Below are 25,241 nucleotides of genomic sequence, written 5' to 3'. Positions count from 1 at the left end.
ATACGGGTAGAGATTATTTCTACTCATGCGGAGGAAGGATGAGATTCATGTACACGACCTTTATCTTTGACGTTGACGGCACGCTATTAAATACAGAACAAGCGATTTTGGGATCGTTGCAGGAGCTGCTCAGGAGTCAATATAATCGGGAAATGAACCAGCAGGAGTTAGTGTTTGCCCTCGGGATTCCGGGGGCTGTGTCTCTGCGCCAACTCGGTATTGAAGACGTTGACCATGCGAATAAATGCTGGATTGATCTGATGAGGGATTATCAACATACCATTGACGTATACGACGGTATTCAGGAGCTGCTTACCGATCTAAGGGAGCAATCCATTCGTACTGGGGTTGTGACGTCCAAAACAACACAAGAGTTCATCTATGATTTGGTCCCCTTTGGACTCATTCGTAACCTGCCTTATGTTGTATGCGCAGATGATACGAAGCTGCATAAGCCCCACCCAGAACCCTTGCTTAAGTTTCTTGAGATTTCAGGAGCACAGGCTGAAGCCTCGATCTACATCGGCGATACCATCTATGACTATGAATGTGCCCGAGACGCTGGGGTAGACTTTGGATTGGCGCTGTGGGGATGCAGGCAGCCTGAGGCTATTCCAGCTAAATATAAGTTTACGCATCCGAAAGATATCCTTGCTCTTCTTAGTCTCCAAAGCATTTGAAAGTTGGCTCCGTCGATGAAGGAGCTGCGGTTCACCGTCACAGCGGCGGCGAACTCCGCTACACCGTGCCTTATCTGGATAATCACCAGATGGCAGTGATAGAGTTGGCATAGGAATTCGCCAACTATTGTCAAAATAGTAAATAGCCTCCATCCAATGCTCCATTGGCTGGAGGCTATTTTGTTTCAACAAACAAAATATGGCCAATTTTTGACATTGATAATGATTCTCATTATTGATATCTTATTGATAATGATTATCATTGATAATCAATTTTTATTAGGGGAGAGGTGCTTTTTCTTCATGACTGTCTTGCAGGTAAAAGACCGTGGCGAGGTGCTGGTCCTGCGGTTTTCCGAGCTTCGCAACTACCATGGCAACTTGGCGTTAATGGCGATCGGCGTCGGTTTTCGCGTCGTTCAGGCCGCCTTCGCCGAGCTGTACGGCACCGATGCCCCGGAACGGGCAGACATCCGCATACGCTCCGGCCACGCGGGTCCCGGCTTCCGCGACGCGTTTGAATTCACGACCCGGGTGGTGACACGTGGGGCCTATACCGTCGATGTGCATTATCCGGTGGCGCAATATGACCCCCATCGACCGCAATCGTATGCCTTCGTGATTTCCAACTCCAATGGGGCAGCGGTTGAAGTCGCGTTAAAACCTAATTTTCTGCCTGCCGTATTCTACGATTATTTAAAAAAAGGCAGAGAAGGCACGATGACGAAAGATGAAGCTGCCGCTAACGAGCAACTGAGGTCCGATCTATGCGAACGTGCATTGACGCTTCCGCAAGACGAACTGCTCGAGATCAGGAGGCTCTCATGAATCGGAAAACGGAAGCGGACTTTCTTTTCCTGGACTCCGGAGCGAGCTTCAGCGAGCAGAACGTCCGCGACAGCCAGCTTGATCCGAATATGAAGGTGCTGGATCAGTACGACCTGATAGATTACGATCTTTGCGAAACCGGACATAAATTCCTCATCGTCGACGAGTTCATTGATCAGGAACTCATGCTGGAAGAACAGGAGCACATCGAGGCGTTCCTGAATCAAGGCCATATCCTCGTCTTTTGCGGACACCTGTTTCGACCCTGGATACCGGGAGCGTCCTTATTCGTTCCCAAGACCATCCACCACCATCTCGATTACACGGTTACGGTGCTCGATCATCCGATCTTCGAAGGTGTGCTTTCAGACGACATTACATACAACAAAGGAGTAGCCGGATTCTTTGCCAGAGGGCATCATCCCCTTCCCGCAGGAGCAGAAGTACTGCTACGGCTGCCGGGAGACGAGCCGGTCACCTACATTGACCGACTCAGCAGTCAAGGAACCATCATCGTGCACTCAGGTAGGAATCTTTTAGGCTATCGGCACTCGACCAATAGCGCGGGAAGGATCGGAGATCAGTTCAAGCGCTTCCTTTACGACGAATACCAGGCGCTGCAGACGAGGAGGGGTCAAGAATGCGCAGAATAGCGGTTCTTTACGCGGGCAGCTCCCATCAGCACCGTACGTTCACGGACCCGAAATACAAGCCGTACATCGAAGAAATGGTATACCTGCCTAAGCTGACGGAGAACGATCTTGAGCGGTTCGATATCCTCATCGTTCCTTCGCAGATTCATCAAGGGATGATTACGCGCCATATGCACGCCATCCAATCGTTTTTGCAGCAGGGAAAAATCGCCGTCGCTCTAGGCGCCCAGCCGAACCCGTGGTTTAGCGGGCACCGCTGGGAGTTCCGTCCGACCAACTTTTGGTGGTGGCGGGAACCGGAAGCAAAGAGCGGCCTGGTTTTGACCAAACCGGAACACGACCTGTTCAACTATATCCAACTGGAAGATGCAACCTGGCATTATCACGGCGTCTTTTTCCCCGAGCATGAAGTCGAATCGCTTATTAAGATCGAGAATGACGGCTCCATTTTGTACGTCGACAAAAAAAGCACATCGGGCACTTTGATCTTAACGACCCTGGACCCCGAATATCATTACGGCTCCTATTTCATGCCGGCTACGGAACGTTTTCTGAATGGGTTCCTGCCCTGGCTGGCAAACGGAAAAATATAACGGGCATCTCACAAAGACAATCAAGGAGGATAACCTTTCAAAATGAGAAAATCCATGCTTCTGATCATTCTAACTCTTATCTTCGTTGTGACGGGATGCGCTGAAGGAAACAAGAAGACCGATTCCACTGCAAGTCAGGCTCCTGCCGCCACGACTGGTGAGCAAGGGACGGCAACTCCGGCATCTTCGACTGTACCCATGCTGAAAATCGCCGGCAGCAACGTCGGCTTCCCTTCCCCTTTCACTTTCAGTTCATCCGGACCTTTTGGTTACCTCCGCAATTCCTATCTTTTCGATACGCTGACTTGGAAAGACGACACAGGCGTCATTCCGTGGCTTGCCAAGTCGTGGGAGATCTCCGAGGATGGGCTCACCTACACCTTCAAACTCGAAGAGAACGTGAAATGGCATGACGGCGAGGCCTTCACGGCGGACGATGTCGTTTTCAGCTTCACTTATTACAAGACCCACCCCTTCAATTGGAACGGAGATATCAGCCAGATCAAAAGCGTGGAAAAAATCGACGATTTGACGGTCGCCTTCCACCTGAACAACCCGTATGCGCCTTTCCTCAGCGATTTGGTAGGCATCGTGCCGATCCTTCCACAGCATATTTGGGAGTCCGTCACAAAACCGGTTGAATTTCAAGAGAAGGCCGCTCTCATCGGAACGGGTCCATATAAGCTGAAGGAATACGACTCGACCTCGGGTCAATATCTTTACGAAGCCAACGACGATTATTTCAAAGGCAATGTCCTCGTTAAGGAAATTGCTTATGTGAGTGTTTCCGACAAGCTGCTTTCCTTGCAAAACAGCGAGATCGATCAAACCTTTACCTTCAACTACGCCGACGTCCAAACAGCCGAGAAAGCAGGCTACAAGACAATCAAGAGCAACCCAACAGGCAGCGTCGTCCGCATTACCTTCAATCTTGAGCACTCCCAGCTAAAGGACAAGCGGCTTCGCCAAGCCATCGCCTATGCGCTGAATCGCGAAGAAATGGCCCGCAAGCTGACAGGCGGCGATCCGATCGTCGGCAGTGGGGGCGTCATCCCGCCGGATTCTCCCTGGTATAACGAAAAGGTAAAGCAGTATGCCTATGATCAAGCCAAAGCGGAACAACTCCTGGATGAGCTTGACTACAAAAAGAATGCCGACGGAATCCGGCAAGATCTGAAGCTCAGCTTGATGACCTCTTCGAATAGTCAGGAAGCGGCCATGATGAAGGAAATGCTGAAAGCAGTCGGCATTGATCTGAAGATCAATCAGTTGGATTCTACGGCGTTCTCCGATGCGATGGGCGAAAACAAATACGATATGGCGCTTACCGGTCACATTGGCGTAAGCGGCGATCCAGACTTCCTGCGCCTGTGGTTCTCCGGCCAAGCCGCCAACACGCTGGCTTCGCGCGGAACGGTGTTTGATGCGGACGGGTTCCAAGCCCTTGCCAAGCAGCAAATGCAGGAAGGCAATGCAGAGAAACGCCACGAAATCATCAACCAAATGCAGGACATTCTGGCCGAAGAATTGCCCACTCTCGTCCTGTACCATCGCCCGTTTTACGATATTCATAATGCCAAGACGTTCGACGGCTGGAAAAACACCTACGGTGGCATCGCGGACGGCATGCCGCTTTGGGAGAACAAGGCGTTCCTGATCGATGCCAAGAAGTAAAAAATACCGATCCTATCTGCTCGTGCTCGCGTTCGTTATTCTGTTGAACTTTTGGCTTCCCCGGCTTCTGCCGGGGGGGCCTGTCGACTATATTACGGGCGGCGGCGAAGAAGGCGCTGTGTTCCTGACAGAAGCACAGAAGGCGGCCATGCTGGAGTACTATCACTTAAATGACTCGTTGGGCGACCAATTCCTTCGGTATTTGAAAGGAATCGTCACCTTCGATTTCGGCTTATCCATTTCGCACAAAGCCCCGGTGTACGAAATCATTATGGAGCGTTTGCCCTGGACCTTGCTGATCGTCGGAACGGCAAGCCTCTTCTCCATTTTGATCGGGCTTTTGGCCGGGCTATACTCCGCTTGGCGATATCCAGGACGAACGGATCGCAGCTTCTTTCTATCCATGCTGGGCATCAGCTCGGTTCCGGAGTTTTTGCTCGGGATGATTCTTCTTATCGCCTTGGCTGCGAAATTAAAGTGGTTTCCCCTTAGCGGAGCAAAGACTGCCTTCCTGCGGTCGGATTCCTGGTTGGAACGGGCTTTTGACGTGATTCGCCATGCCACATTGCCCTCTTTAACCTTGACGTTAGGAGGCATGGCGGGCATTTATTTGCTCATGCGCAATGAATCCCTTCGTGTCCGCCATGAGCCCTATGTCGAGTTCGCTTCTGCTAAAGGAGTGGGCTCATGGGGAATCCTTTTTCGGCATATTGCCCGTAACGCGGCTCTGCCTTTGGTCGCTCTGATTCTCGTTCGAGTGGGATTGCTGATTGCCGGCTCCGTTCTGGTGGAGACGGTATTCGCTTATCCGGGAATCGGAAAATTGCTACAAGAAGCGATTCTCGGCCGGGATTACCCGCTTTTGCACGGATTGTTCCTTTTGATGACACTATTTGTGCTTGTTCTGAACTTCTTGGGGGATCTGCTTTATCCCTATTTGGACCCGCGAATCCGCAAAGCCGAGACTGGCGAGGTGGGAAGATGAAGCTAACTTGGTCTCAGCGCATTGGCTTGATTTTGTTCGCCGTTTATGGATTGACCGCGCTATTCGGTCCGCTGATCATGACGTCTTCCCCCTATGCGATTGACGGAGATCGGCTGATGCATCCGTCTTATGACTATTGGCTAGGCACGAATGCCATTGGACAGAATCTGTTCAGCCAGCTCGTCTATGGAGCAAGGACGACCCTGATCATCGGCATTACCGTCGCGGTGATCAGCACGTTTTTAAGCGCTGCCTTGGGTCTCGTCGCCGGTTACTCCAAAAAGCTCGACCCGGTTTTGGACGGTCTGGCAAACATGCTGCTGGTGCTTCCCTCTTTGCTATTGATCCTGATTGTCGCGTCCTTCACGGGAGGCGGCACTTGGCAATTGATCCTCACGCTAAGCTTGTTAACCTGGCCGGGATATATGAAACTCATCCGCGCCTCCGTGCTCTCCCTCAAAGAAAGAGAATTCGTGCGAGCGGCACAGCTTTACCGGGGAAAAACCGGCTATATTTTGCGCAGGCATCTGCTGCCCTTTCTATGGCCGTTGATACGGACCAAGTTCGTCGTCTCGTTTCAAGCGGCGGTGGCGATGGAAGCCAGTATCTCCTTTCTTGGGATTGGCGATCCCAGCACCGTATCGTGGGGGCGGATGCTGCAAGACGCGTTTTCGCGCACGCAGACCTTCGTGACGGATGCATGGCTCTGGATGATTTTGCCTCCTGCTACCGCCATCCTGATGCTCATCATCGCGCTCGCCCTCATCGGAGAAGGCAAGATGACCGGCCATCGGTTTGAAGCAAAGATCGATCGTAAGCCGAGCCGAATCTTGCCGAATAAGCCACAAGAGCCCAAAGCGGATGAAAAGACCAGTGCCATCAGTGTCCGCAACATGAAGGTGACTTACGGAGAAAAGACCATCGTCCATCCGATCTCCTTCGAGGTAAAACAAGGAAGCATCACCTCCTTGGTCGGAGAATCCGGCTCTGGCAAAACGACCGTGGCCCGGGCGGTATACGGACTCCTGCCAGACGAGTCGGTGGAAGGCGCCATAAGATTAAACGGCCTCCCCATCTACGCAGCGGGCGATTCCGGCCGGATGCAGCGTTGGATCGATGCCGCTTACATCTTCCAAGATCCGAGGAGCAGCTTTAATCCGATTATGACCATCGGCAGGCAGTTTTTCGAGGCGATGCGGCTTCATACGACTCAAACGCAAAAAAAAGCGGCCGCTATCGCAGCCTTGGAGGAAGTCCAGCTTGGGGCGCACGTAGTAAATATGTATCCTCACCAATTAAGCGGAGGGATGTTAAGTAGGGCGATGATCGCTCTTGCGCTCGTTAACAAGCCGAAGGTACTCATTGCCGATGAACCGACGGGAGCGCTGGATCCCCTTGTGAAAAGAGAAGTGTTCGATCTGCTCGTCAACAAAGTGAAGGAACATCAGATGGCGCTGCTGCTCATTACCCATGACCTCCCCGCCGCCCGGCACATTTCCGATCAGACCATCGTTCTACACGCCGGTAAGCGGCTTGATGAGCAAACCGCATGAAGAAGATGGATGAATCGCAAGGGGTGAACGAAAATGCTTCGTTTGGAAAAGGTATCGAAACATTACGCCGGCAAAACCAAAGACCAGCCCATCAAAGCGGTGGATGAAGTATCGTTCACGCTGCGGAAAGACGAGATATTCGCCTTGATCGGAGAGAGCGGCTCGGGCAAGTCAACCTTGGCGGAATTGATCATGGGCTTGCAAAAACCGACGGCCGGGTCCATTGCATGGGACGATCCGGCACCTTCGTCGAAACCGAGTAAACCGACCCCCGCCATGCAGCTGATCTTTCAAAATCCCGACCGTTCCATGAATCCTTATTGGCGGGTAAAGGAGATCGTCGCAGAGCCGCTAAGGCTAAGCGGATATCCGAAGAAAGCAGCCTACGGCTTGGCAGCGGAGCTTCTGGCCAAGGTTAAGCTTCCTGCCGACTACTCGGACAAATATCCGGCTGAATGCTCCGGCGGGCAGAAGCAACGAATCGCCATTGCAAGAGCGTTATCCATGTCACCGAAGCTGCTCGTGGCTGACGAAATAACCTCGGCGCTGGACCCGTCCACGGAAGATGAGATTCTCCGGCTACTGCTTTCGTTAAAGCGCACGGAAGAAATGTCCATTTTATACATCACCCATCGAATCGAGACGATTTCCGGCTTCACCGACCGGATGGCCGTCATGAAGGCAGGAGCGATACAAGAATGGGGTGAGACCGAAACGGTATTCGCCAATCCGCAATCGGACTATACGAAAGCCTTGCTAAAGTCAGCTTACTATTGAAAGAAAAGAAAGCCAGAATGAAACAAGCCCTTCCGTCCAGATGACGGAGGGGCTTGTCCAATAAGAAGTTACTCTGCCGGAAGAATCCCCGTAGCGATGGCGCCAGTCGGCAGTGTGAAGTCGGCGACCTGGCCGTTCAGCCGGATTTTGATCGGAAGTTCCTTGTTCGTCCGGTTCATGAAGACCAGAACCAGGGAACCATCCGGGTTCTTAAAGGCCGTCGCTTCCAGCTTGTCCGTGTACTTGCTGAGCCCGATCCGCTTCGCGCCCGGCACGATGTGGCGGCTGAAGTGGCCGATGTAGGTGAGGGACAGCTTTTCCTGCACGATGTCGTTATCCGTATCACACATGACAGGAGCGTCGCAGAAGTTGCCTACGTGGTTCGGTCCGCCTTGCTTGTTCAGCAGCAGGTTCCAGTCGATAAAAGCGGTCATCCCCGCGTTCATGTTGCCGATAATATCATGGGCGTACATTTGCGCGTTTTCCAACTGGCCGGCATCGCTGAACCGGCTGTATTCGACGCAGCCTTCGGTGAAGATAAGCTTTTTCTGCGGGAATTTGTCCCGTACGAGCTGAACTCCTTCGAAATGGTCGCCGCTGTACCAGTGGAACGCCACGCCCTGCACCATCCGGTCCGTTTCCTCGTCAATGATGTCGCAAGCCCGTTCGAACACCCGCTCTTTGTTGTGGTCCCAAATGTTCACGGCGATATCCGTCAGCCCGTTCTTCTCCATAGCCGGGTACAGGAAGTTGCGCAGGAACACTTTTTCCTCTTCGGCGGTGTAGATGCAGCTGTCCCATTTTTGCACGGCGATCGGTTCGTTTTGGATCGTGATCATTTCGACGTTCACACCGCGGCTTTGGTATTCTTTTATATAGTGGCAGATGTAATCCGCCCAAAAAGCCCGATACTCCGGCAAAAGCGAGCCGCCGCCCACGCGCTGCCCGTTGGACTTCATAAACGAAGGGGGCGACCACGGAGTGAGCATCACCTGCATTTTGCGGCCGGCAGTTTCCTCCGCTCTGTTCAAAAGCGGCAAAATGTATTGCTCGTCCCGGCTCAGATCAAAAGAGCGGAACTCCCGGTCCTCCGGATCGTTCATCGCCGCATATTGACCCAGAGAAAAGTCGCTGCTGTCGATATGCGTCCGCACCAGGTTATAGCGGTTTCCGTCCTTGCCGTAGTAGGCATCCAAAATCTGCTTCTGCTTTTCCGCGCTCATCAGCGAAAAGGTGTGACCAGCAGCTTCGGTGATTGCAGCACCGAATCCGTCAAAGGTTTGGTACTCTACTCCGGGGTACACGTTGACCGCCAGCATCTCCGTTCCTTTGTCCGGTTGAAAGGCGCTTTCGCTTTCCGTTTGCTGCTTTTTTTCCTCTACATACGTCGTTGAAATCCATTTCATTTTCATCTGCGCTAGATCCATCCTTTCGGGGTTATCCAGACTGATCATACCATTAACGTTCCGAATCGGAAATGTTCCATTTTGGTCTTTGTATTTGCAATTTTGTCCACACCTGCCGCACCGCCACTCTCCCTGCCGCATAGGCTAATGGAAAAAGCCCGGAGGAGATTCGCCTATGTATTATCCCGCTTATTACCGCGTTGATACCGGCTTTGCCGCCGATATTGGGAAAGCCGTGAATGGCGAGTACAGCGCCATCGCCTGCTATGAACAATTGGCAAAAATGGCCCCGAACGAAGAGGAGCGCAAACGAATTTCAGAGATTCGCAGTGACGAAATGAGGCATCTCCGCGTTTTTTCGCAAATCTATGCATCGCTTACCGGCCGCTTACCTGTCCCGCAAATCACGGAATCTTGCCCGACTGATTATAAGGCAGGGCTGCGATTTGCATTCAATGATGAACAAAATACGGTGGACTTCTATCTGGATCTGGCCGACCGGGCACCGGAAGCCTCCATGAAAGAATCCATCAGACGCATTGCCGCCGATGAGCAGAATCATGCGGTCTGGTTTCTTTCTTTTATGTCTCTCCATAATGCGAGGTCATAACAGCGCGGCATCCCCGTGCCAATAATCCCTTTGCCGTAAATCGCTATACCCAACCTTTCCCTTGTTTCCCTCCCAATCCGTTTTACAATGAAAAGAAGGAAGATTTTACGGGAGGCTGGGATATGGATTTTGCTTCACTGCATGAGGGATATACGGAGGAGGCCGTCCGGCTGGCCCTTGCGGCCTGCGGGGCGGAACGGCGGCATGTAGCCGCTCTTGATGAACGCGCGGATGCAAGAGACTACAGGGAAGCGCTAACTCGCGGTATTCGCGAGCTTTTCATTCACGGTACAGGAGTCGGCGCTTTCGAAGGCGGGCGGATGGTCGGCTATTTAGGCTTTTGGAGCGGGCTCAATGGCCAGTTCGGAGAGGTGGTCGGCTCGTACTCTCCTCTCCACGGCAACGCCTTCGCGGGCGAACCCGAGAAACTAGCGTCCCGTTTGTTTCAACTCGCTGCGGAGGAGATGGCCGGGCAGGGGATCGGCAGCTATGCTCTGACCGTTTACGCCCATGAAGCCGAAGTGACCCGGGCGCTGGCGCTGAACGGGTTCGGCATCCGCTGCGCCGATGCGATTCGCCTGGTTGACACTCCGCTTTCCCTTTTGCCGCAAGCGGACGACCGCTGGCTTTTCGCAGAGCTGGCCCCCGCCGATGCAGCCGAAATCCTGCCGCTCAAGAACAAGCTCATCCAGCATCTGCGGCGCAGCCCGGTATTTTTTGCATGCGAGGAAGAACAAGAGGCGGATTTCCTTGATCTGTGCCGGAAACGGCAGTCCCGATTCTTCGTGGCGCGTAAAGCCGGAACGGATGCGATCAGCGGATACATGGAGCTGACCGCAAACGGCGAAAACTTTCTGACGGAAGCCCCGGATATGATGAACATTTGCGGTGCGTATTTGGAGGAGAGCGAACGGGGCGGCGGTGTCTTTACTGGGCTGCTGGCCCATGTTCTGACCACTCTGAAAAGCGAAGGCGTCAAACGGCTGGGCGTGGATTGCGAGACGCTGAACCCAACCGCCCGTTATTTCTGGGGAAAGCATTTCGTCGACTACACCTACAGCTTTTGCCGGCGTATCGATGAGCGGGCAATGCGCTATTTATAAGAAAAACGTCTATCGACGTACCTTCAAAGAAGCCAGACCGCATTTAGAGGAAGTTTTTTTTGCGATATCAGGATGCCACTGCTTCGAAGTTAATACTTTCTGATATCTTTAAAAAGGCGGTGCTGGATTAACAATCCGGCACCGCTTTTTCGTCTTTTGCACAATCCTCATCCAACCCGCCCGATCAACCTTTCAACGCGCCAGCCGTGATCCCCGCGACAAAATACCGCTGGAGCATCAGGAACAGCAGGACGATAGGCGCCATGGCGATGATGGAGCCGGCGAAGACGATCCCCCACTGGGTCGTGTACTGGCCCTGAAAATTAGCTAGCGCGATGGGCAGCGTCCGCTTCAGCGGATCGTTGATGATCGTCAACGCCCACGGGAACTCCTCCCAGATGATCATGGCGTTGAAGATGGTGGCCGGTACGAAGGCCGGCTTGGACAGCGGCAGAATGATGGTGAAAAACAACCGCCCGCTGCCTCCGCCGTCGATGGACACCGACTCGTCGATCTCCCGGGAGATGGAGTCGAAGAACCCCTTCAGCAAGAAAGTAGTGAAAGGGATGGCCCCGGCCGCGTAGATCGTAATCAGCCCCCAATAGGAATCGAACAAGCCCAAATCTCGCACCAGAATGTACTGGGGGATAACCAGGGTCAAGCTCGGAATCGACAAGCTGCCGATGAGGATGCCGAAGCTAACTTTTTTCCCAAAGAAAGAAAACCGAGAGTACGCGAAGGCCAGCATCGAGGAAAACAGGAACAGCACAAGAAAACTCATCAGGGTGACAAAAACGCTGTTCCCCAGATAACGGGAAAAGTTGGCGCTGGTCCAGGCTTCCTTGTAGTTGTTCAGGGTCGGTTCCGTCGGAAACAGCTTCGGCGGAAATTCGAACAAGACCGTCATCGGCTTCAGCGAAGTCATGAGCATATAGAACAACGGGTAGATGGAAACAAGCGACCCGATAATAAGCGAGCTGTAGAGAACTATCGATTTCCATGATAGGCGCATATTATTCGACCTTCCTATTCCTGTTTATTCATGCGGAATTGAATGACCGTCAGAAGGGCGATGATGATCGCAAATACATAGGAAAGCGCCGAAGCGTACCCCAGGTCGTATTCCGTGAACGCTTTTTGGTACATCCAGCTCAGCATGCCTTCGGTTTGGTGCAAAGGGCCACCTTTTGTGATGAGAAAAATGGAGGTGAACACGTTGAACGCCCCAATGATCAGCATGATCTGAATGAACATCGTGGTGCTGCGAATGGAGGGCAGGGTGATATGCCGGATTTTCTGCCAGGAGTTGCTTCCGTCCAAGGAAGCCGCTTCATATAATTCCTTCGGAACGCCTTGAAGAGCGGCTAGGTAAATGACCATGACCCAACCTACGCCCTTCCAGATGCCCAACAGGCTAAGGACAAGAAGGGCCGTTCCCGTCTGGCTCAACCAACTGATGGGCTCCTTTGTCAGATGGAGCATATCCGTCAGGACATAATTCAGAAAGCCTTGATCGGTGAATACGAATTTGAAAATCAGCGAGGCCACGACCCAAGACGTGATCACGGGGAGGAAAAAGAACACACGGAACGTGGTTACCCCCGCCTTGTTCCGGTGCAGGGCATAGGCGACCAGAAAGCCGATAATCATTTGTCCCGGAACCGATATCACGCCATAGATCAAGATATTGCGGATGGATATCCAGAACACCTCGTCCTGGAACACCCGCGCATAATTGCCGAAACCGACGAAGGTTAAGTCGTTAAGCCGGGTCAACTTGAAATCGTAGAAGCTGTATACCAAATTTCGCGCAAGGGGATACAGCAGGAAGAAGGAAAAGAAGAGGAACCCCGGTAAAAAGAACACATATCCGGCTATCCCGTGTTTCGTACGCATGCTGCTGGCTCCTTTGGAGAGAAGCGCCGGTGACGAACCGACGCTTCCTTTTTTTGAAGTGTTTTACGGTTATGGTTTCAACAGAGCGTCGATCTTGGCGACCGCTTTATCCAGCTCGGTCTTTACATCCCCGCCCGTCAGCATGATGGCGGCGGTGGTATCGCTCAAAACAACGTCGATCTGCGGCCACTTCGCGACGGGAGGTCTTGCCTTGGCGGTCTTGAGCTGCTCCAAGAAAGGAGCGTAGTAGGCGATCTTTTTGATCTCCTCATTCTCTCCCGCTTTCACATTGACGGGAATCTGTCCGACTTTACCCATTTCCACTTGCGAAAATTCCTCGGTCATGAATTTGACGAATTTCCAAGCTTCCTCTTGTTTATCCTTCGTGAAAATACCAAGATCTTCTCCACCCAGCACTTGAATGGAACCGGCGGACCCTTTCGGGAAGGAAGCGCTGGCGGTAGCGAATTCCGGGAACTGGCTATCGAATTGGGCGTACGCCCATGGTCCCTCGGCCATCATGGCGTAGCTATTCTTGGCATGCCCTTCAGTAACCGGCACGTCGCCAGGCTTAAAGCCGGAAATCAAGCCTTTTTTGGCAGCGGCTTGCAACTTGGTCATGATGTCCACGGAAGCTTGAGAATTCAAGTACCCGTCCGCCGTTTTGAAATCAGGAGACAGGACGTCGCCGCCGTTGCTCCAAATCCACGGGAGGATGTTCCACCCTTGTAGAGCGGGTTCGCCGTAACCCCATACCTTACCGTACTTGGTTTTGATTTTATCCAAATCCGTGAAGAACTCATCCGTCGTTTCCGGAGCTTTGTCGATGCCGCTGGCGTTAAACATTTCCTTATTCCAGAACAGCACTTTCGTATTCGTGTTCAGCGGCAACCCGTAGTACGTGTCGCCCACCTTACCCGTGCTTACCGGACCGGCAAGCAGTGCGGCCGATACCTCGTTGAAATCGGAGAATCCGTTTAACGGCTGCAAAAGACCTTGAGCGGCAAATTCGGGGACCCAGATGATATCCAGCCGGGCTACGTCGGGAAGATCGCCGGAACTGCCGCCGATTTGCAGCTTTTTATGCAGTTCGTCCCAGGGGAACGCCACCGCCTTCACTTTGATGCCCGGATTCTCCGCTTCGAACTTGGGAATGATCGTATCCGTTAACGTCTTTTCCTCCGGAGATGCGGAACTGTAATGATGCCAGAAGGTAAGGGTCACTTCTTTTGCCGGTTTGTTCGTCGCTTTTCCGCTTGTGTCGCCGGTTGTTTTATTTTTCGTGCTGCAGCCGGCTAAAACCGCTGCTATCAGAAGAACCGCCATGGCGGTCTTGCTCCATTTTTTGATCATATAGGGGCTCCTTCACTATAATTTTGGACAATCAGGCATCTTCCCGACTCCAATCGATCCGTAGCCGGGACGCCCGCCCCGCTCCATGGATCCGTGACCGTTCTGCCCTGCAGGCCGCTCATCCGTAAAAGCTCGCCCACTTCCCGGCTCTTCCCGGAAAGGTTTACGACAAGGGACCACACTTTGCTATCCTGCACGCGTTTGACGATATACATCCCGTCCCCCCCGTTTTCAAGATAAACATCGCCCTGCTGCAGCACGGGGTCGGCTTTTTTGCGTTGAATCCACTTTTTGAACAAATCGGTCAAGTCGTTTGCTGCCGCCTGCTCTTCCCAGGGCATACATCCCCGGCACCCGGGGTCGTTTTCTCCCGTCATTCCTACCTCGTCGCCGTAATAAACGACGGGATTGCCAGGCAGCGCGAATTGAAACGCCACGAGTAGTGCAAGCTGGTTATGGTCTTCCCCGAGGCGGGTCAAAATCCGCTCCGTATCATGGCTTCCCAGCAGATTGAACATCTGGTGCAGCTCTTTCATGGAATAACGATGGAGAAATCCGATCAAGCGATCATGAAAAGCATCAAGAGTTAGCGTGGAGTCCGTGGCCAGATCGAGAAGCAGCGTCCGCAGCTCATAGTTCATAGCGGTATTGACGCCGCCGTGCAGCAGCAAGCGCTTGGCATCGGTCCAAATCTCTGCAATAATAAAGGCGTTGGGATCCAATTCCTTCACCTTGGCGTTCAGCTCCCGCAAGAAGCTGAACTCCACCTCGTCTGCGACATCAATTCTCCAGCCGTCGATACCCGTTTCTTTCTGCCAAAAAGAAACGATCTCGTACACGTACTCGCGAACCTGGGGATTTGATGTCCGCAGCTTGGGCATCCACCGGTAGTACCCGACGGAATCATACTGCTCATCGCTTAAAGCGATGGGATACTCGTGAATATAAAACCAATCCTTATACCGCGATTGTTCCCCGTTTTGCACTACGTCCTGGAAAAACGGATGATAATACCCGCAGTGGTTGATCACCAAGTCCAACACGATTTTGATATCCCGTCTATGGCAGGCCTCAACCAGCTTGCGCAAATCCTCTTTCGTCCCGAACTGGGGATCGACCTCCAGGTAGTTCACTGTGTCGTACTTATGGTTGGAACTAGCCGCAAAGATCGGGTTCAAGTAGATCGCGTTGATTCCCAGATCGGACAAATAGTCCAGCTTTTGCAATATTCCCTGCAGATCCCCTCCCATGTAATTGTCCCTCGTCGGAGCACCGCCCCAAGCTTCCGCGCCTTGCGGATCATTGGACGGATCACCGTTGTAGAACCGCTCCGGAAAGATTTGATACCAGACCCGGTCGTAAATCCATTCCGGCGCGTGAACCGCGTCCCGGTCGCCTGCGTAGGAGAAGGAAAAACTCCCTTTTGCCGCAAGCTCCGATTTCAACCCTTCCGCGTTAACCCATGCCTTGTCCCCCTCCCTCTCGATTTCGAATGTATATTGAAGGTAGCGAATCCGGGATTCGACACCTGTCAATACGATGCGGTAGTACCCATACTGCTCCGACTCTGCCCACTTGATCATTGTCTTGCGTTGGATACCATATTGCTCGGTTCGATATTTGTTCCAAAAGAGAAGCGATACGCGGCCGGAGGGCTTAGGAACCTTCAAGCGAAGCTCCAGCTCCCCCTCCGACAGCAAGGTTGCATCATATGCGGGATCGTGCCATTCATAGATTGTCATCGTGTTCTGTCCTCTTTGCGTTGGATTCAATTACTTTTGTCGTCGGAATGCGAATCAGATCTGGAATGTTCGCCGCCTTGTTAACCAGTGAAAACAGCAGCTCCGCCGCCTTGTGCCCCATTTGCTCCAGATCGATGACCACATAGTGGACGTTGCGCTTCAAGTAGCGATGCATGGATAAATCATCGAAGGTAGCCAGTCCGATATCAGCGGCCAGTGGCCCTCCATTGTCCGGATCGAGCACGTCAAACAATTGATCGTTGGTGCAGCAGATCAGCGCGTCAGCCCGGCCGGCCAACCTTTCAGCGCTGCTTCCGTCCGAACGGACGGCTTTCCGGAATGACCCGGCATCGGCGAAAATACGGGGACTCATCCCATGGGCATCCATCGCCCGCCGGTATCCTTGAATTCGGTCAGCGATAAACTTATCCCGCTTCAGCGACTCCGCATCGGCATAGAGAGAAATGTTTCGGTAGCCTTGAGCGATGAGGGTCTCCGTCAACAACTGACCGGCGAGACTATTATCCACATCCACCCAATGGATGCCCACCTCAGGTAGCATGGTCTCGCCGATTACGACGAAGGGCATGCCATGATGCATCAGTAAACGATAATTATCCGGAGTTAACAGGGTGTCGGGAATGAGCACGCCATCCACCCGATGTTCTGCCACCACCCGCTCAAAGGTGGATTTGCCTTTTCCTTTGTTGTGGTCGCTCATCATCAGGAACAGATAATCGTTTCCGTACACCGCGTCCTCGATCCCCGACATCACCTTGTAGAAAAAAGGATTTGCAAACGCTTTCTTATCGGTGTAATCAAAACAGAAGCCGATGGTGAACGTCTTGTTGAAGGCAAGACCGCGGGCATTGGTGTTGGGGACGTAATCATGCTCTTTCATGATGCTCTCGATTTTTTGCCGGGTCTTCTCGGAGATGTTCGTATTGCCGTTGAGTACCCGGGATACCGTGGCTTTGTTGACCCCCGCCAGATCCGCGATCTGTTGAATCGTGATTTTATTTTTAGGCATGCATGCAATCTTCCTTTCCTCAATGCAACCGGTTGCATTAACGTCATTATAGGCTACTTTTTATCATTCCGCAATAACTAAAATGAAAACGCAGCCAAAAAAAAGACCACCCCCTGCTTATAGCCCGCAAGGGAGTGACCTCATTTCCGCGCCTGAACTAACCTGCCCGTAAATAACGCTAAGAGCGAACGTGCAGTTTACAGCTGCCGCTTTTGCTCCGACTCATCCAGCCGCTTGTTCAGCTGGATAATCTCTTGGTGGAGACTGTACGAATCCTCTCTCGCCGCCCGCACGAGAAAAAGCAAGCCCAGCCCGGAGAGAAAAAAGAGCACCCCGATCCACAGAAACCGGGCAGCGGCAAATACTGTGATCAACGTAGCCAATATCCCCGAAATAATCAATAATACCGCGCAAACTGTTGATTTAAAGCTCTCGAACATGCGCTATTCCTCCCCGCATGCAGCATCCATCGGTTGGAGTTCCTTCACGGCCGCCTCCTGCTCGCTCTGCTCAACCTGTTCATCCGGCAGCGCATACTTCACTTCCGCGTAATTGCGGATCAGCAGCTCTTCCCGAATAAGCGCCCCGATCCGCTTGTCGATGACTTTGCGCCAAATTTCGTTTTCGCGGAAATTTCCCTCCGGCTTCCGATGAAACCGATGGTTCCGTTCCTCCAGATGGTAAGCCGCCGGCAAGTCGCTGTCGCAAGTCACCTCGCCCTTCAAATGCTGGTCCGTCAGCCAAACCCGGAAATGAAACCGGTGGGGCGTCGGATTATGGAATCGCAGGTCAATGTAGTTGTAAAACACGCTGGCTCCGCTGCCGAAGGGCAGCACCCGCCGGTCATCGGGAAACGGGTCGAAGCTGTGGTGATGCCGTTCCACCACGGTTAACGGCGTATGCAGCGTCATCCAGTAAAACAGGTTAGCCAGCTGACACAATCCGCCGCCGACACCCGATTTTACCTCGCCATGAGAGAGCAGTAACCCATCCAGATACCCTGCCTTGCCTGTTGGCTTCCCGATCAGTCGCCAAAAGGAGAAGGTTTCTCCCGGCTCGATGATTACGCCGTTCACCTTGCTCACGGCAATCCCCAGATTGACCACCTTGTTGTCCTGCAGCACCGGATCGGAGGCGCCCAGTTTGCGCCGCAGCAGAGACTGGTGTTTTTTTACCGGATAAGGAAAGGCCTCTTCCCGCCGGACAAGGGCAAAACGAACGAATTGGTTCCGAAAGCCCCTCTGAACGCGCAACTGAGCTACCCGCAGGCGATAGGCTGCCGGCCATTTCCGTATAAAAGTTCTCATCATCTATTCACCATACCCCATCCAGTTTACAGTTGGACTGCCGTTTTCTTGTAAAAGGCGATTGCAATACCCCAAAAGCTCTTCCGAGCAAATCCAGCCGTATATATTGACGTTCTAGCCTTCCTTTAGGTTCGCTGGTTGCGGGGTTTTTCCTCCTTTTTTATCCAGTTTTACACAAAAAAGACCGGCTTCCCACCGCTTACGTGAAGCGCAGGTTGCCGATCGGTTGGACAAAGCAATTCTCGTTTAGGAAGCGTCTTTCGTGATTGCGGGTAGAACGGGGCTCTTGGTCCGCGATTTGATCGTGGACATTTTGGTTACGATCATCAAATGGAATCTCCCTCTTTTGGTCAAGCCTTCATCGCCGTGTATAATAAAAAGTATCATGCACATAGGAGAGGTGTTTTCATGACGCTTACAATCGGTTTCGTTGGAACCGGGGGAATTGCCAAGTCTCATCAGGCTCAGCTTGCCCAAATCGAGGGCGTCGAGGTGACGGCGTTTGCCGGATCGACCTGGGCGAATACGGAAAAAGCGGCGGCGGCATGGTCGAACGCCCGGGCGTATCGTTCTTTGGCTGATATGCTGGACGACCGCAAGCTCGATGCCGTCTATCTTTGCGTACCTCCCGACACCCATGAGGGATTGGAAGAAGCGTTGATCGAACGCGGGATACCTTTTCTGGTGGAAAAACCTTTGGCTCACGAGCCTGCCCTGCCCCAGCGATTGGCTGCGGCCATTAGCGAGAAAAACCTGCTCACTTCCGTCGGTTATCATTGGCGCTATTTGCCTTCGGTAGATAAAGCGAAAAAGAAACTGCGCGACACCACCTTCGGCATGGCCTTAGGCTACTGGATGGGAACGATGCCGATGGCGGATTGGTGGATCGCCTTCAACCGGTCCGGCGGCCAGTTCGTGGAGCAGACGACGCACATGGTCGACCTGCTGCGCTATCTGTGCGGGGAGATCACCGAAGTATACGCGGCTTACGATAAGCGGGTCATGCATAAAAAAGTGGAAAAGGCCGACGTATACGACGTCGGCACCGTAACGATGAAGCTGGCAAACGGCGGGGTAGCCACCCTGTCCAACACCTGCATGCTGCCCCACTATCATACCGTCGGCCTTGATCTGTTTACGGAAAAAGGAACCTTCGAAGTACGGGACAGCAGCCTGAAAATAATCAAACCGGAAAAGACGTCAGAGTACCATTTGCCGGGTAATCCTATTGGGCGGGAGAATGAAGCCTTTATCCACGCCCTACGCACCGGCGACCGCTCGCTCATCCGTTCCGATTATGCTGACTCGCTGAAAACCCACGAAGTCACCATGGCGGCGAACCAATCGGCTGCTTCCGGGCTGCCGGTGAAGCTTGAAAACCAATCCCGTTAACAAAGGAGTGTTTTTCACGTGAAACATACCGCTCAGTTGAAAAATAGCCGAATCACATACGTTGACGAAGGGAGCGGAGCGCCTGTTGTACTGCTTCACGGGTTTTGCGGCAGCTCCGCTTATTGGGAGGAAGTGATTCCCCTCCTCGCCGGCAAGTTCCGGGTCATCGCTCCGGACCTGCGGGGACATGGAGATTCCTCGGCGCCAACGCCGGCGGCGGGCGATACGGCCCGCGAGGCCGAAGCGGGCGGTGCCGCCCAAGACGCTTACCCGATGGAGGCCTTTGCCCTCGATGTTCGGGAGCTGCTGGACGTTCTCGCCATCGACAAGGCGATCCTCCTCGGCCACTCCTTGGGCGGATACGTCACCCTGGCCTTCGCCGAAGCTTACCCGGAACGGCTCGCCGCCTTCGGGCTGATCCACTCCACCGCGTATCCCGACACGGAGGAGGGCAAGATCAACCGTATCGCCGGCATCCGCACCATTCGGGAGCAGGGGATCTCCGTCTTCGTCGAAGGGCTGGTGCCGAAGTTATTCGCCCCCGATCACCTGAACAGCATGCCGGACAAGGTGCAGCGGGCTCTCGCCATCGGCCGAGGCACCGATCCCGGCGCCGCTGCCGCCACCCAGGAGGGCATGCGTCGCCGCCCCGACCGTAATGCCGTACTGCAGGACGCGCAGGTCCCAGTGCTGCTGGTATCCGGAGGCCAGGACAAAATCGTCCCCACCGAAAAGACCTTTTCGGTGGAAGGGGATGGCGTAACCTGCACACTCCTTGTATCCTCCGGCCACATGAGCATGTACGAAGCCCCGGAGCAATTGGCGGAAGCCATTAAGGCGTTTGCAGCACAGATTCAAGGGTGACCAGTTTTCCCTTATAGAAATAATCTTTGTCGGAAGCGATCTCGATCTGGGCGCTTCCGACTTTTTTGCCGTCGGCATACGCGGTAACGGTAACGGCGCTCTTCTCGGCCGCCGTTTGCGCGCCTTCGTCAAGTGGCGACCAATACAGCGTTTCTCCTGGCCTTAAGCTCACCGATTGCCCCTTGTTGTACACTTTGTAATCAGGTGGGTTCCACAACACGAAATTGCCCTCGCTTGCCATCCACTCGATGCGGTCCGCCCCTTCCGCCTCTGCTTTGAGCGGGAAGCCGGGAACGCTGCTCATCAATGGACTGTAGCGCCCAAGAAGGAACTCCACCTGAGGTTTAATTTCAAAGGACGAGCCGTCCGCGGCATAAGCCGTCAGAACAAACCTATGAAACGGACGACCCGTTTCACTGAGATGCTCCGTGCCCTGCAGATTAGGAAGCCCGAACAGAAAAATGACCAGCGCCACCGCGCATGCGGCCATCCAATAGGCGGTTCTATGTAAAGTCCCGCGATAACGCCCGGTATTCCCCATCCGTTCCCGCTCTTGGCTTAACCGCCGGATCAGATCGGCCTTCAGCCTGTCATCCGCTTTGATTTCCCCCATGCCTTCCGCATAGGTTTCCAGGCTCTTCTCCACGCTCTCACCCATTGCCCTCGCCTCCATCCAGCTTCGTTCGCAGCAATTCCCTCGCCCTTTTCAGCCAGGTACGGATCGTATTTTCGTTCTTTCCCAGGAGCTCAGCGATTTCCGCCGTCCGGTAGTTTTCAAAATAATGCAGATACACCGTGACCCGGTATTTAGAGGGAAGCGCAAGCACCTGCTCCACCATCTCCCTCCCTTCGCTGTTGCCAATGGGCAGCTCCATGCCCGTAAGCGGCGCGACCCGCCTTCGCCACGGGCTGCGCAAAGCGTCCTTGCAGGCGTTGATCGTCACCCTGAGAATCCATGCTTTTTCATGCTCCTCATCAGAAAATCGCCTCCCCTGACGAAGCAGCTTCAAAAACACGTCCTGGCAAATATCCTGGGCGTCGGTTTTATTTTTCATATAGGTAAGGGCCAAGCGCAGCACCATATCGGCATAGACATGGACCTTCTCCTCCCAATAGGCTTCCTCATCCAGCCGATTGATCGTCAAGCTCTCTCGCCCCCTTCTTTCATAAACACGACATTCCCGGCCAAAATGTTTCATCTTTGCCGAAAATTTTCCCGATGGCTCTCATTTCCCGTAGATTCATAATAGAGAAGGAATTGTCCAGACTCGACTTTTTCTGAAAGTGTGCTGAATGATCGCTTAAAATGGAATGAAAGCTATAAATTCCCCCTCTTGTTTATCCGAAAAGAGATGTAGCAAAATTAACCATTCGGAGGGGAAACATTTGAAACAAATACGCACAGTGCGGAACTTGATGTTGGCAGTTCTAGTGCTCATCTGGGCATCTGCCAGCACACTAACAGCCTTCGCAAGCACATCGTCGAGCAGCGATGTCCTGAAAAAGCTTACTCTCTCCACCAACGAAGTAACACTTGCAGTCGGGGATTCGAAGTCTCTCTACGCTTACGGAATATATGGGGACGAATCAACGGATGATCTTACCTATTACGCAGATTGGAATAGTGAGAACACATCCATCGCCTCCGTTTACAATGGCACCATCACGGCTAAAGCGGAAGGTACAGTAACCATGGTTGCCAGCTATGATGGCTTTTCCCAGTCGATTACCGTGAAAGTTACAAAAAAGGTAAAAGCGTTAACGAAGGATAAACAAAGCATCGAGCTTCGTAAAGATGAAACCGCAGCAATTACATTGACGGCGACGTATTCGGACAATACGACGGAATCGGTTTCCAAAGAGGCGGACTGGTCTTCATCGGATGAGTCCATTGCAACGGTAGTGAATGGAGTTGTGATGGGAGCAGGCTCTGGAACAGCAACGATAACCGGAACGTACGGAGGCAAATCCGTTACCGTATCGGTAAACGTCGATGTGGCGAAACGGATTACAGCAAGTTCAACCGAGGTGTCTCTGCTGCAAAAGGAATCGCAGAAGATTACATTGAACGCAACCTACGCGGACGGCAGTGTTGAAGAGGTTACGACAGCTGCCAAGTGGACATCCAGCAATGAAGAGGTTGCAGATGTACTGAGTGGCGTTATCACAGGCTACAGCGCCGGTACGGCGACGATTACCGCTACGTACGGCACGAAGACGACTACCATTTCGGTTACCGTAGACAAAACGCAAAAGCTTACCGTTAACGTTCAGGACGTATTCTTGCATGAAAATAAATCTCAGCAATTGACATTGACGGCTGTATATCCAAACGGAACATCGAACGATGTGACAAGCAGCGCAACTTGGAGTTCTAGCAACGAGAGTGTTGCGTTTGTAACGAAAGGGTTAATTAACGGCCTATCCTCGGGTACGGCGACGATTACAGGCACCTATGGCGGCAAGACGGTGACCGTTAAGGTCAATGTCGAAATTGTCAACTTCCTTGATTCCAGCGACAATGAACTGGCGATGAGCGTAAACGACAAAAATACGCCAACGCTGAAGGCTACCTATATCGACGGGTCAACAGAAGACGTAACGAGCAAAGCAACATGGACGTCTTCCAACCAAACTGTAGCGATTGCCTCTAAAGGGACCATCACTGCATATAAAGCAGGCACGGCAACGATCAGCGCGACTTATGGTGGGAAGACGGTAACCATTACCGTAAGCGTTGACGTTCCGACCAAGATCATCACGACAGCGAAAGAAATCAATATTCAGATCAATAATACATATTACGCCGATGTGATTGCGGTTTTCGCCGACGGGAGCGAGAAAGCCGTTTCAGAATCGGCAACTTGGACTTCAGACGATCCTTCGATCGTGACCGTGAATAGTAAAGGGGTACTGACAGGCGTTGCTTACGGGACGGCTACGGTAACGGCAGCTTACGCAGATAAAAGCATCTCGATAACCGTTCATGTCGAAAATGTCAGACGGCTGACTCCGAGTTCGCAAGAGGTTGCCCTCCTTGTCAATGACAAAGAGACGATCACCCTGTTGGCGACTTACACGGACGGTACCCAAAAAGATGTTTCTTCTGACGCCACCTGGTCCTCCAGCGATGAATCGGTTGTCTATGTGACGAAAGGCAATCTTACAGGCCTAAAAGCAGGAACTGCGACGATTAAAGCGACTTACGCGAATCAAACCGCGACCATTTCCATCGATGTTGACCAGACGAAAAAGCTGAAGGCTGACCACCAAGAACTCTACCTAAAAACAGACGAGACTTACAACGTTACGGTTACAGCGGTGTATCCGGATGGAACAACTACCAATGTAACGAGCTCCGCAACCTGGAGTTCCAGCGATCCAGCCATTGCATCCGTCTACAAAGGCACGATTACAGCTGAGGCAGCGGGCACAGCGACGATCAAAGCGACGTACAGCAACAAATCAGTCAATATTACGGTAGGTGTCAATATTGCCAACCATCTGGATGCAAACAAGGATGAACTTGCAATGCATACCGGCGGCAGTGAAAAAATCAAGTTAACGGCAACGTATGCGGATGGATCAACGGAGGATGTAACAAGCATGGCTTCCTGGAGTTCGGATAACGACAATGCCGTTCTCGTTTCCAAGGGAACCATCACCGCGTATAAAATGGGGAAAGCGACTGTCAGCGCAAGCTATGGCGGAAAAAAGGTTACCGTCCAAGTTTCTGTAGATATCCCGTCGAAGGTCTATGCATCGAATAGCGAAGTCAAACTTAATAAAATCGGCGATGAAGAGACGGTAACCATTTTCGCCAAATACAAAGATGGAACGGTCGCCAATGTCTCCTCGGATGTGGAGTGGAGTACAAAGGATAAAAGCATCGCGGAAGTCCTTGACGGCGTCATTACCGGGATAGCTACCGGATCGACGACAGTCACTGCAAAGTACAATGACGAAAAGATCAATATCACCGTTAAAGTTGGACTTACGGGCAGTTTGGAAGCCAATGTTCCGCTCGTCACGATAGGCGTTTCCGATACGTACCAAATCGTATTGACCGCAACGGATGACAACGGCAATGAAACGAACGTTACGGATAAAGCCGAATGGAAAATAAGTAAAGCTACGGTGGCAAGCGTCAAGAAAGGCCTTGTCACCGGTTATTCCAAAGGTACAGCCACGATTACCGCCACCTATGGCGGACAATCAACGCAAGTATCGGTTGAAGTCGATCAGGTTTCCCGAATCGTAGCTTCCGTCCCCAGCGCTTCGCTAAAGTCCGGCGAAACGGCCAAGCTGACAGTTACCGTATACTTCAGCAATGGAAAAAGCAAGGATGTCACATCGCTTGCGGAATGGACTACGAGCAATTATAAAATCGCAACGGTATCGACAAGCGGAGTCGTTAAAGCAGTCGCCTCCGGCAAAGCGAATATTTCAGCGAAATACGCAGGGAAAACCGCTAAAGTAGCGGTCGACGTCGATATGCTGAAATACCTGGAAACCTCTTCTATGAACGTATCGCTGAAGGTCGGCGGCACGTTGCAAGTGTCGGCTACCGCAACCTATCTGGACTCAAGCGAAGCTGACGTAACCAAACGCGCTTTATGGACATCGAGCAAACCGGATACCGCAACCGTAAAAGACGGATTGATCAAAGCCACGGGTGCAGGTAAAGCAAACGTTACCGTCGAATTCGGAGACAAGAAAGTGAAGCTGAACATTACGGTAACGGAAAAATAGTAGCCTCAATAAACCGGGAGAACAGACATAGGCTGTTCTCCCC

The 25,241-nt window shown here is 52.6% G+C and carries 23 protein-coding genes; 13 read left to right on the top strand and 10 right to left on the bottom strand.

Translation table 11 applies throughout. From position 1 onward, the window contains the following. The first annotated feature begins 47 nt into the window (after positions 1-47). From TJ79_RS20745 to TJ79_RS20710, 8 genes are all read left to right on the top strand, one after another. Positions 48-680 carry an HAD family hydrolase gene (locus tag TJ79_RS20745; protein ID WP_040952251.1) on the top strand — a complete coding sequence of 211 codons (633 nt, stop codon included), beginning with the start codon at positions 48-50 and terminating at the stop codon, positions 678-680. A 303-nt stretch (positions 681-983) separates the two neighbouring features. After that, on the top strand, positions 984-1,508 hold the full coding sequence (locus TJ79_RS20740; protein ID WP_040952290.1) for a hypothetical protein: 525 nt from the start codon (positions 984-986) through the stop codon (positions 1,506-1,508). Then, the gene (locus TJ79_RS20735) at positions 1,505-2,161 is read left to right on the top strand and encodes a hypothetical protein (protein WP_040952250.1); all 657 of its coding nucleotides are present in this window, start codon (positions 1,505-1,507) and stop codon (positions 2,159-2,161) included. The genes TJ79_RS20740 and TJ79_RS20735 overlap by 4 nt, the downstream gene beginning before the upstream one ends. Beyond that, on the top strand, positions 2,149-2,754 hold the full coding sequence (locus tag TJ79_RS20730) for a hypothetical protein (RefSeq protein WP_040952249.1): 606 nt from the start codon (positions 2,149-2,151) through the stop codon (positions 2,752-2,754). Before TJ79_RS20735 ends, TJ79_RS20730 begins: the two co-directional genes overlap by 13 nt. A gap of 42 nt (positions 2,755-2,796) precedes the next feature. Further along, complete coding sequence (locus TJ79_RS20725; RefSeq protein WP_040952248.1) at positions 2,797-4,428, top strand: ABC transporter substrate-binding protein; 1,632 nt, start codon at positions 2,797-2,799, stop codon at positions 4,426-4,428. Then, on the top strand, positions 4,415-5,413 hold the full coding sequence (locus TJ79_RS20720) for an ABC transporter permease (protein WP_040952247.1): 999 nt from the start codon (positions 4,415-4,417) through the stop codon (positions 5,411-5,413). The genes TJ79_RS20725 and TJ79_RS20720 overlap by 14 nt, the downstream gene beginning before the upstream one ends. After that, complete coding sequence (locus TJ79_RS20715; RefSeq protein WP_040952246.1) at positions 5,410-6,966, top strand: ATP-binding cassette domain-containing protein; 1,557 nt, start codon at positions 5,410-5,412, stop codon at positions 6,964-6,966. The genes TJ79_RS20720 and TJ79_RS20715 overlap by 4 nt, the downstream gene beginning before the upstream one ends. 33 nt (positions 6,967-6,999) lie before the next feature. Continuing rightward, complete coding sequence (locus tag TJ79_RS20710) at positions 7,000-7,743, top strand: ABC transporter ATP-binding protein (protein ID WP_040952245.1); 744 nt, start codon at positions 7,000-7,002, stop codon at positions 7,741-7,743. A gap of 68 nt (positions 7,744-7,811) precedes the next feature. On the opposite strand, the gene TJ79_RS20705 is transcribed toward TJ79_RS20710, so the two are convergent. Next, a complete protein-coding gene (locus TJ79_RS20705) occupies positions 7,812-9,155 on the bottom strand; it encodes a glycoside hydrolase family 30 protein (RefSeq protein WP_040952244.1) in 1,344 nt (447 codons plus the stop codon). Positions 9,156-9,324: 169 nt separating this feature from the next. Between TJ79_RS20705 and TJ79_RS20700 the strand changes: the two genes are divergently transcribed. Together TJ79_RS20700 and TJ79_RS20695 are read left to right on the top strand one after the other, a co-directional pair. Continuing rightward, positions 9,325-9,759 (top strand): ferritin-like domain-containing protein, encoded by a 435-nt coding sequence (locus tag TJ79_RS20700; protein WP_040952243.1) that lies wholly within the window; start codon positions 9,325-9,327, stop codon positions 9,757-9,759. 122 nt (positions 9,760-9,881) lie between these two features. Next, positions 9,882-10,862, top strand: a complete 981-nt coding sequence (locus tag TJ79_RS20695; RefSeq protein WP_040952242.1) for a GNAT family N-acetyltransferase — start codon at positions 9,882-9,884, stop codon at positions 10,860-10,862. Positions 10,863-11,046: 184 nt separating this feature from the next. Here TJ79_RS20695 and TJ79_RS20690 read toward each other — a convergent pair whose 3' ends face one another. The 7 genes from TJ79_RS20690 to TJ79_RS20660 form a co-directional block, all read right to left on the bottom strand. Next, positions 11,047-11,874 (bottom strand): carbohydrate ABC transporter permease, encoded by an 828-nt coding sequence (locus tag TJ79_RS20690; protein ID WP_040952241.1) that lies wholly within the window; start codon positions 11,872-11,874, stop codon positions 11,047-11,049. Between the two features lie 14 nt (positions 11,875-11,888). Then, on the bottom strand, positions 11,889-12,758 hold the full coding sequence (locus tag TJ79_RS20685) for a carbohydrate ABC transporter permease (RefSeq protein WP_052339825.1): 870 nt from the start codon (positions 12,756-12,758) through the stop codon (positions 11,889-11,891). A gap of 69 nt (positions 12,759-12,827) precedes the next feature. Continuing rightward, a complete protein-coding gene (locus TJ79_RS20680; RefSeq protein WP_040952240.1) occupies positions 12,828-14,111 on the bottom strand; it encodes an extracellular solute-binding protein in 1,284 nt (427 codons plus the stop codon). Next, positions 14,108-15,853 carry a glycoside hydrolase family 13 protein gene (locus TJ79_RS20675; protein WP_052339824.1) on the bottom strand — a complete coding sequence of 582 codons (1,746 nt, stop codon included), beginning with the start codon at positions 15,851-15,853 and terminating at the stop codon, positions 14,108-14,110. The genes TJ79_RS20680 and TJ79_RS20675 overlap by 4 nt, the downstream gene beginning before the upstream one ends. Next, on the bottom strand, positions 15,840-16,883 hold the full coding sequence (locus TJ79_RS20670) for a LacI family DNA-binding transcriptional regulator (RefSeq protein WP_040952239.1): 1,044 nt from the start codon (positions 16,881-16,883) through the stop codon (positions 15,840-15,842). Before TJ79_RS20670 ends, TJ79_RS20675 begins: the two co-directional genes overlap by 14 nt. A 197-nt stretch (positions 16,884-17,080) precedes the next feature. After that, positions 17,081-17,323 (bottom strand): hypothetical protein, encoded by a 243-nt coding sequence (locus TJ79_RS20665; protein WP_040952238.1) that lies wholly within the window; start codon positions 17,321-17,323, stop codon positions 17,081-17,083. A 3-nt stretch (positions 17,324-17,326) separates the two neighbouring features. Then, positions 17,327-18,190, bottom strand: a complete 864-nt coding sequence (locus TJ79_RS20660; protein ID WP_052339823.1) for a VanW family protein — start codon at positions 18,188-18,190, stop codon at positions 17,327-17,329. A 408-nt stretch (positions 18,191-18,598) separates the two neighbouring features. Between TJ79_RS20660 and TJ79_RS20655 the strand changes: the two genes are divergently transcribed. Beyond that, a complete protein-coding gene (locus tag TJ79_RS20655) occupies positions 18,599-19,582 on the top strand; it encodes a Gfo/Idh/MocA family protein (protein ID WP_040952237.1) in 984 nt (327 codons plus the stop codon). 18 nt (positions 19,583-19,600) lie between these two features. After that, positions 19,601-20,446 (top strand): alpha/beta fold hydrolase, encoded by an 846-nt coding sequence (locus TJ79_RS20650; RefSeq protein ID WP_040952236.1) that lies wholly within the window; start codon positions 19,601-19,603, stop codon positions 20,444-20,446. On the opposite strand, the gene TJ79_RS20645 is transcribed toward TJ79_RS20650, so the two are convergent. Together TJ79_RS20645 and TJ79_RS20640 are read right to left on the bottom strand one after the other, a co-directional pair. Further along, complete coding sequence (locus tag TJ79_RS20645; protein WP_040952235.1) at positions 20,415-21,104, bottom strand: hypothetical protein; 690 nt, start codon at positions 21,102-21,104, stop codon at positions 20,415-20,417. The two genes, TJ79_RS20650 and TJ79_RS20645, sit on opposite strands and share 32 nt — an antisense overlap. Next, positions 21,097-21,591, bottom strand: a complete 495-nt coding sequence (locus TJ79_RS20640) for a sigma-70 family RNA polymerase sigma factor (RefSeq protein WP_238323088.1) — start codon at positions 21,589-21,591, stop codon at positions 21,097-21,099. Before TJ79_RS20640 ends, TJ79_RS20645 begins: the two co-directional genes overlap by 8 nt. 241 nt (positions 21,592-21,832) lie before the next feature. Here TJ79_RS20640 and TJ79_RS26210 point away from each other — a divergent pair, with 241 nt between their 5' ends. Next, positions 21,833-25,198 (top strand): Ig-like domain-containing protein, encoded by a 3,366-nt coding sequence (locus TJ79_RS26210; RefSeq protein WP_052339822.1) that lies wholly within the window; start codon positions 21,833-21,835, stop codon positions 25,196-25,198. Positions 25,199-25,241 lie beyond the last annotated feature (43 nt).

The organism is Gorillibacterium massiliense (assembly GCF_000455485.1).
Taxonomy (GTDB): Bacteria; Bacillota; Bacilli; order Paenibacillales; family NBRC-103111; genus Gorillibacterium; species Gorillibacterium massiliense.
Note: the sequence above shows the minus strand (reverse complement) of the source record. Positions and strands in the feature narration are given on the sequence as shown.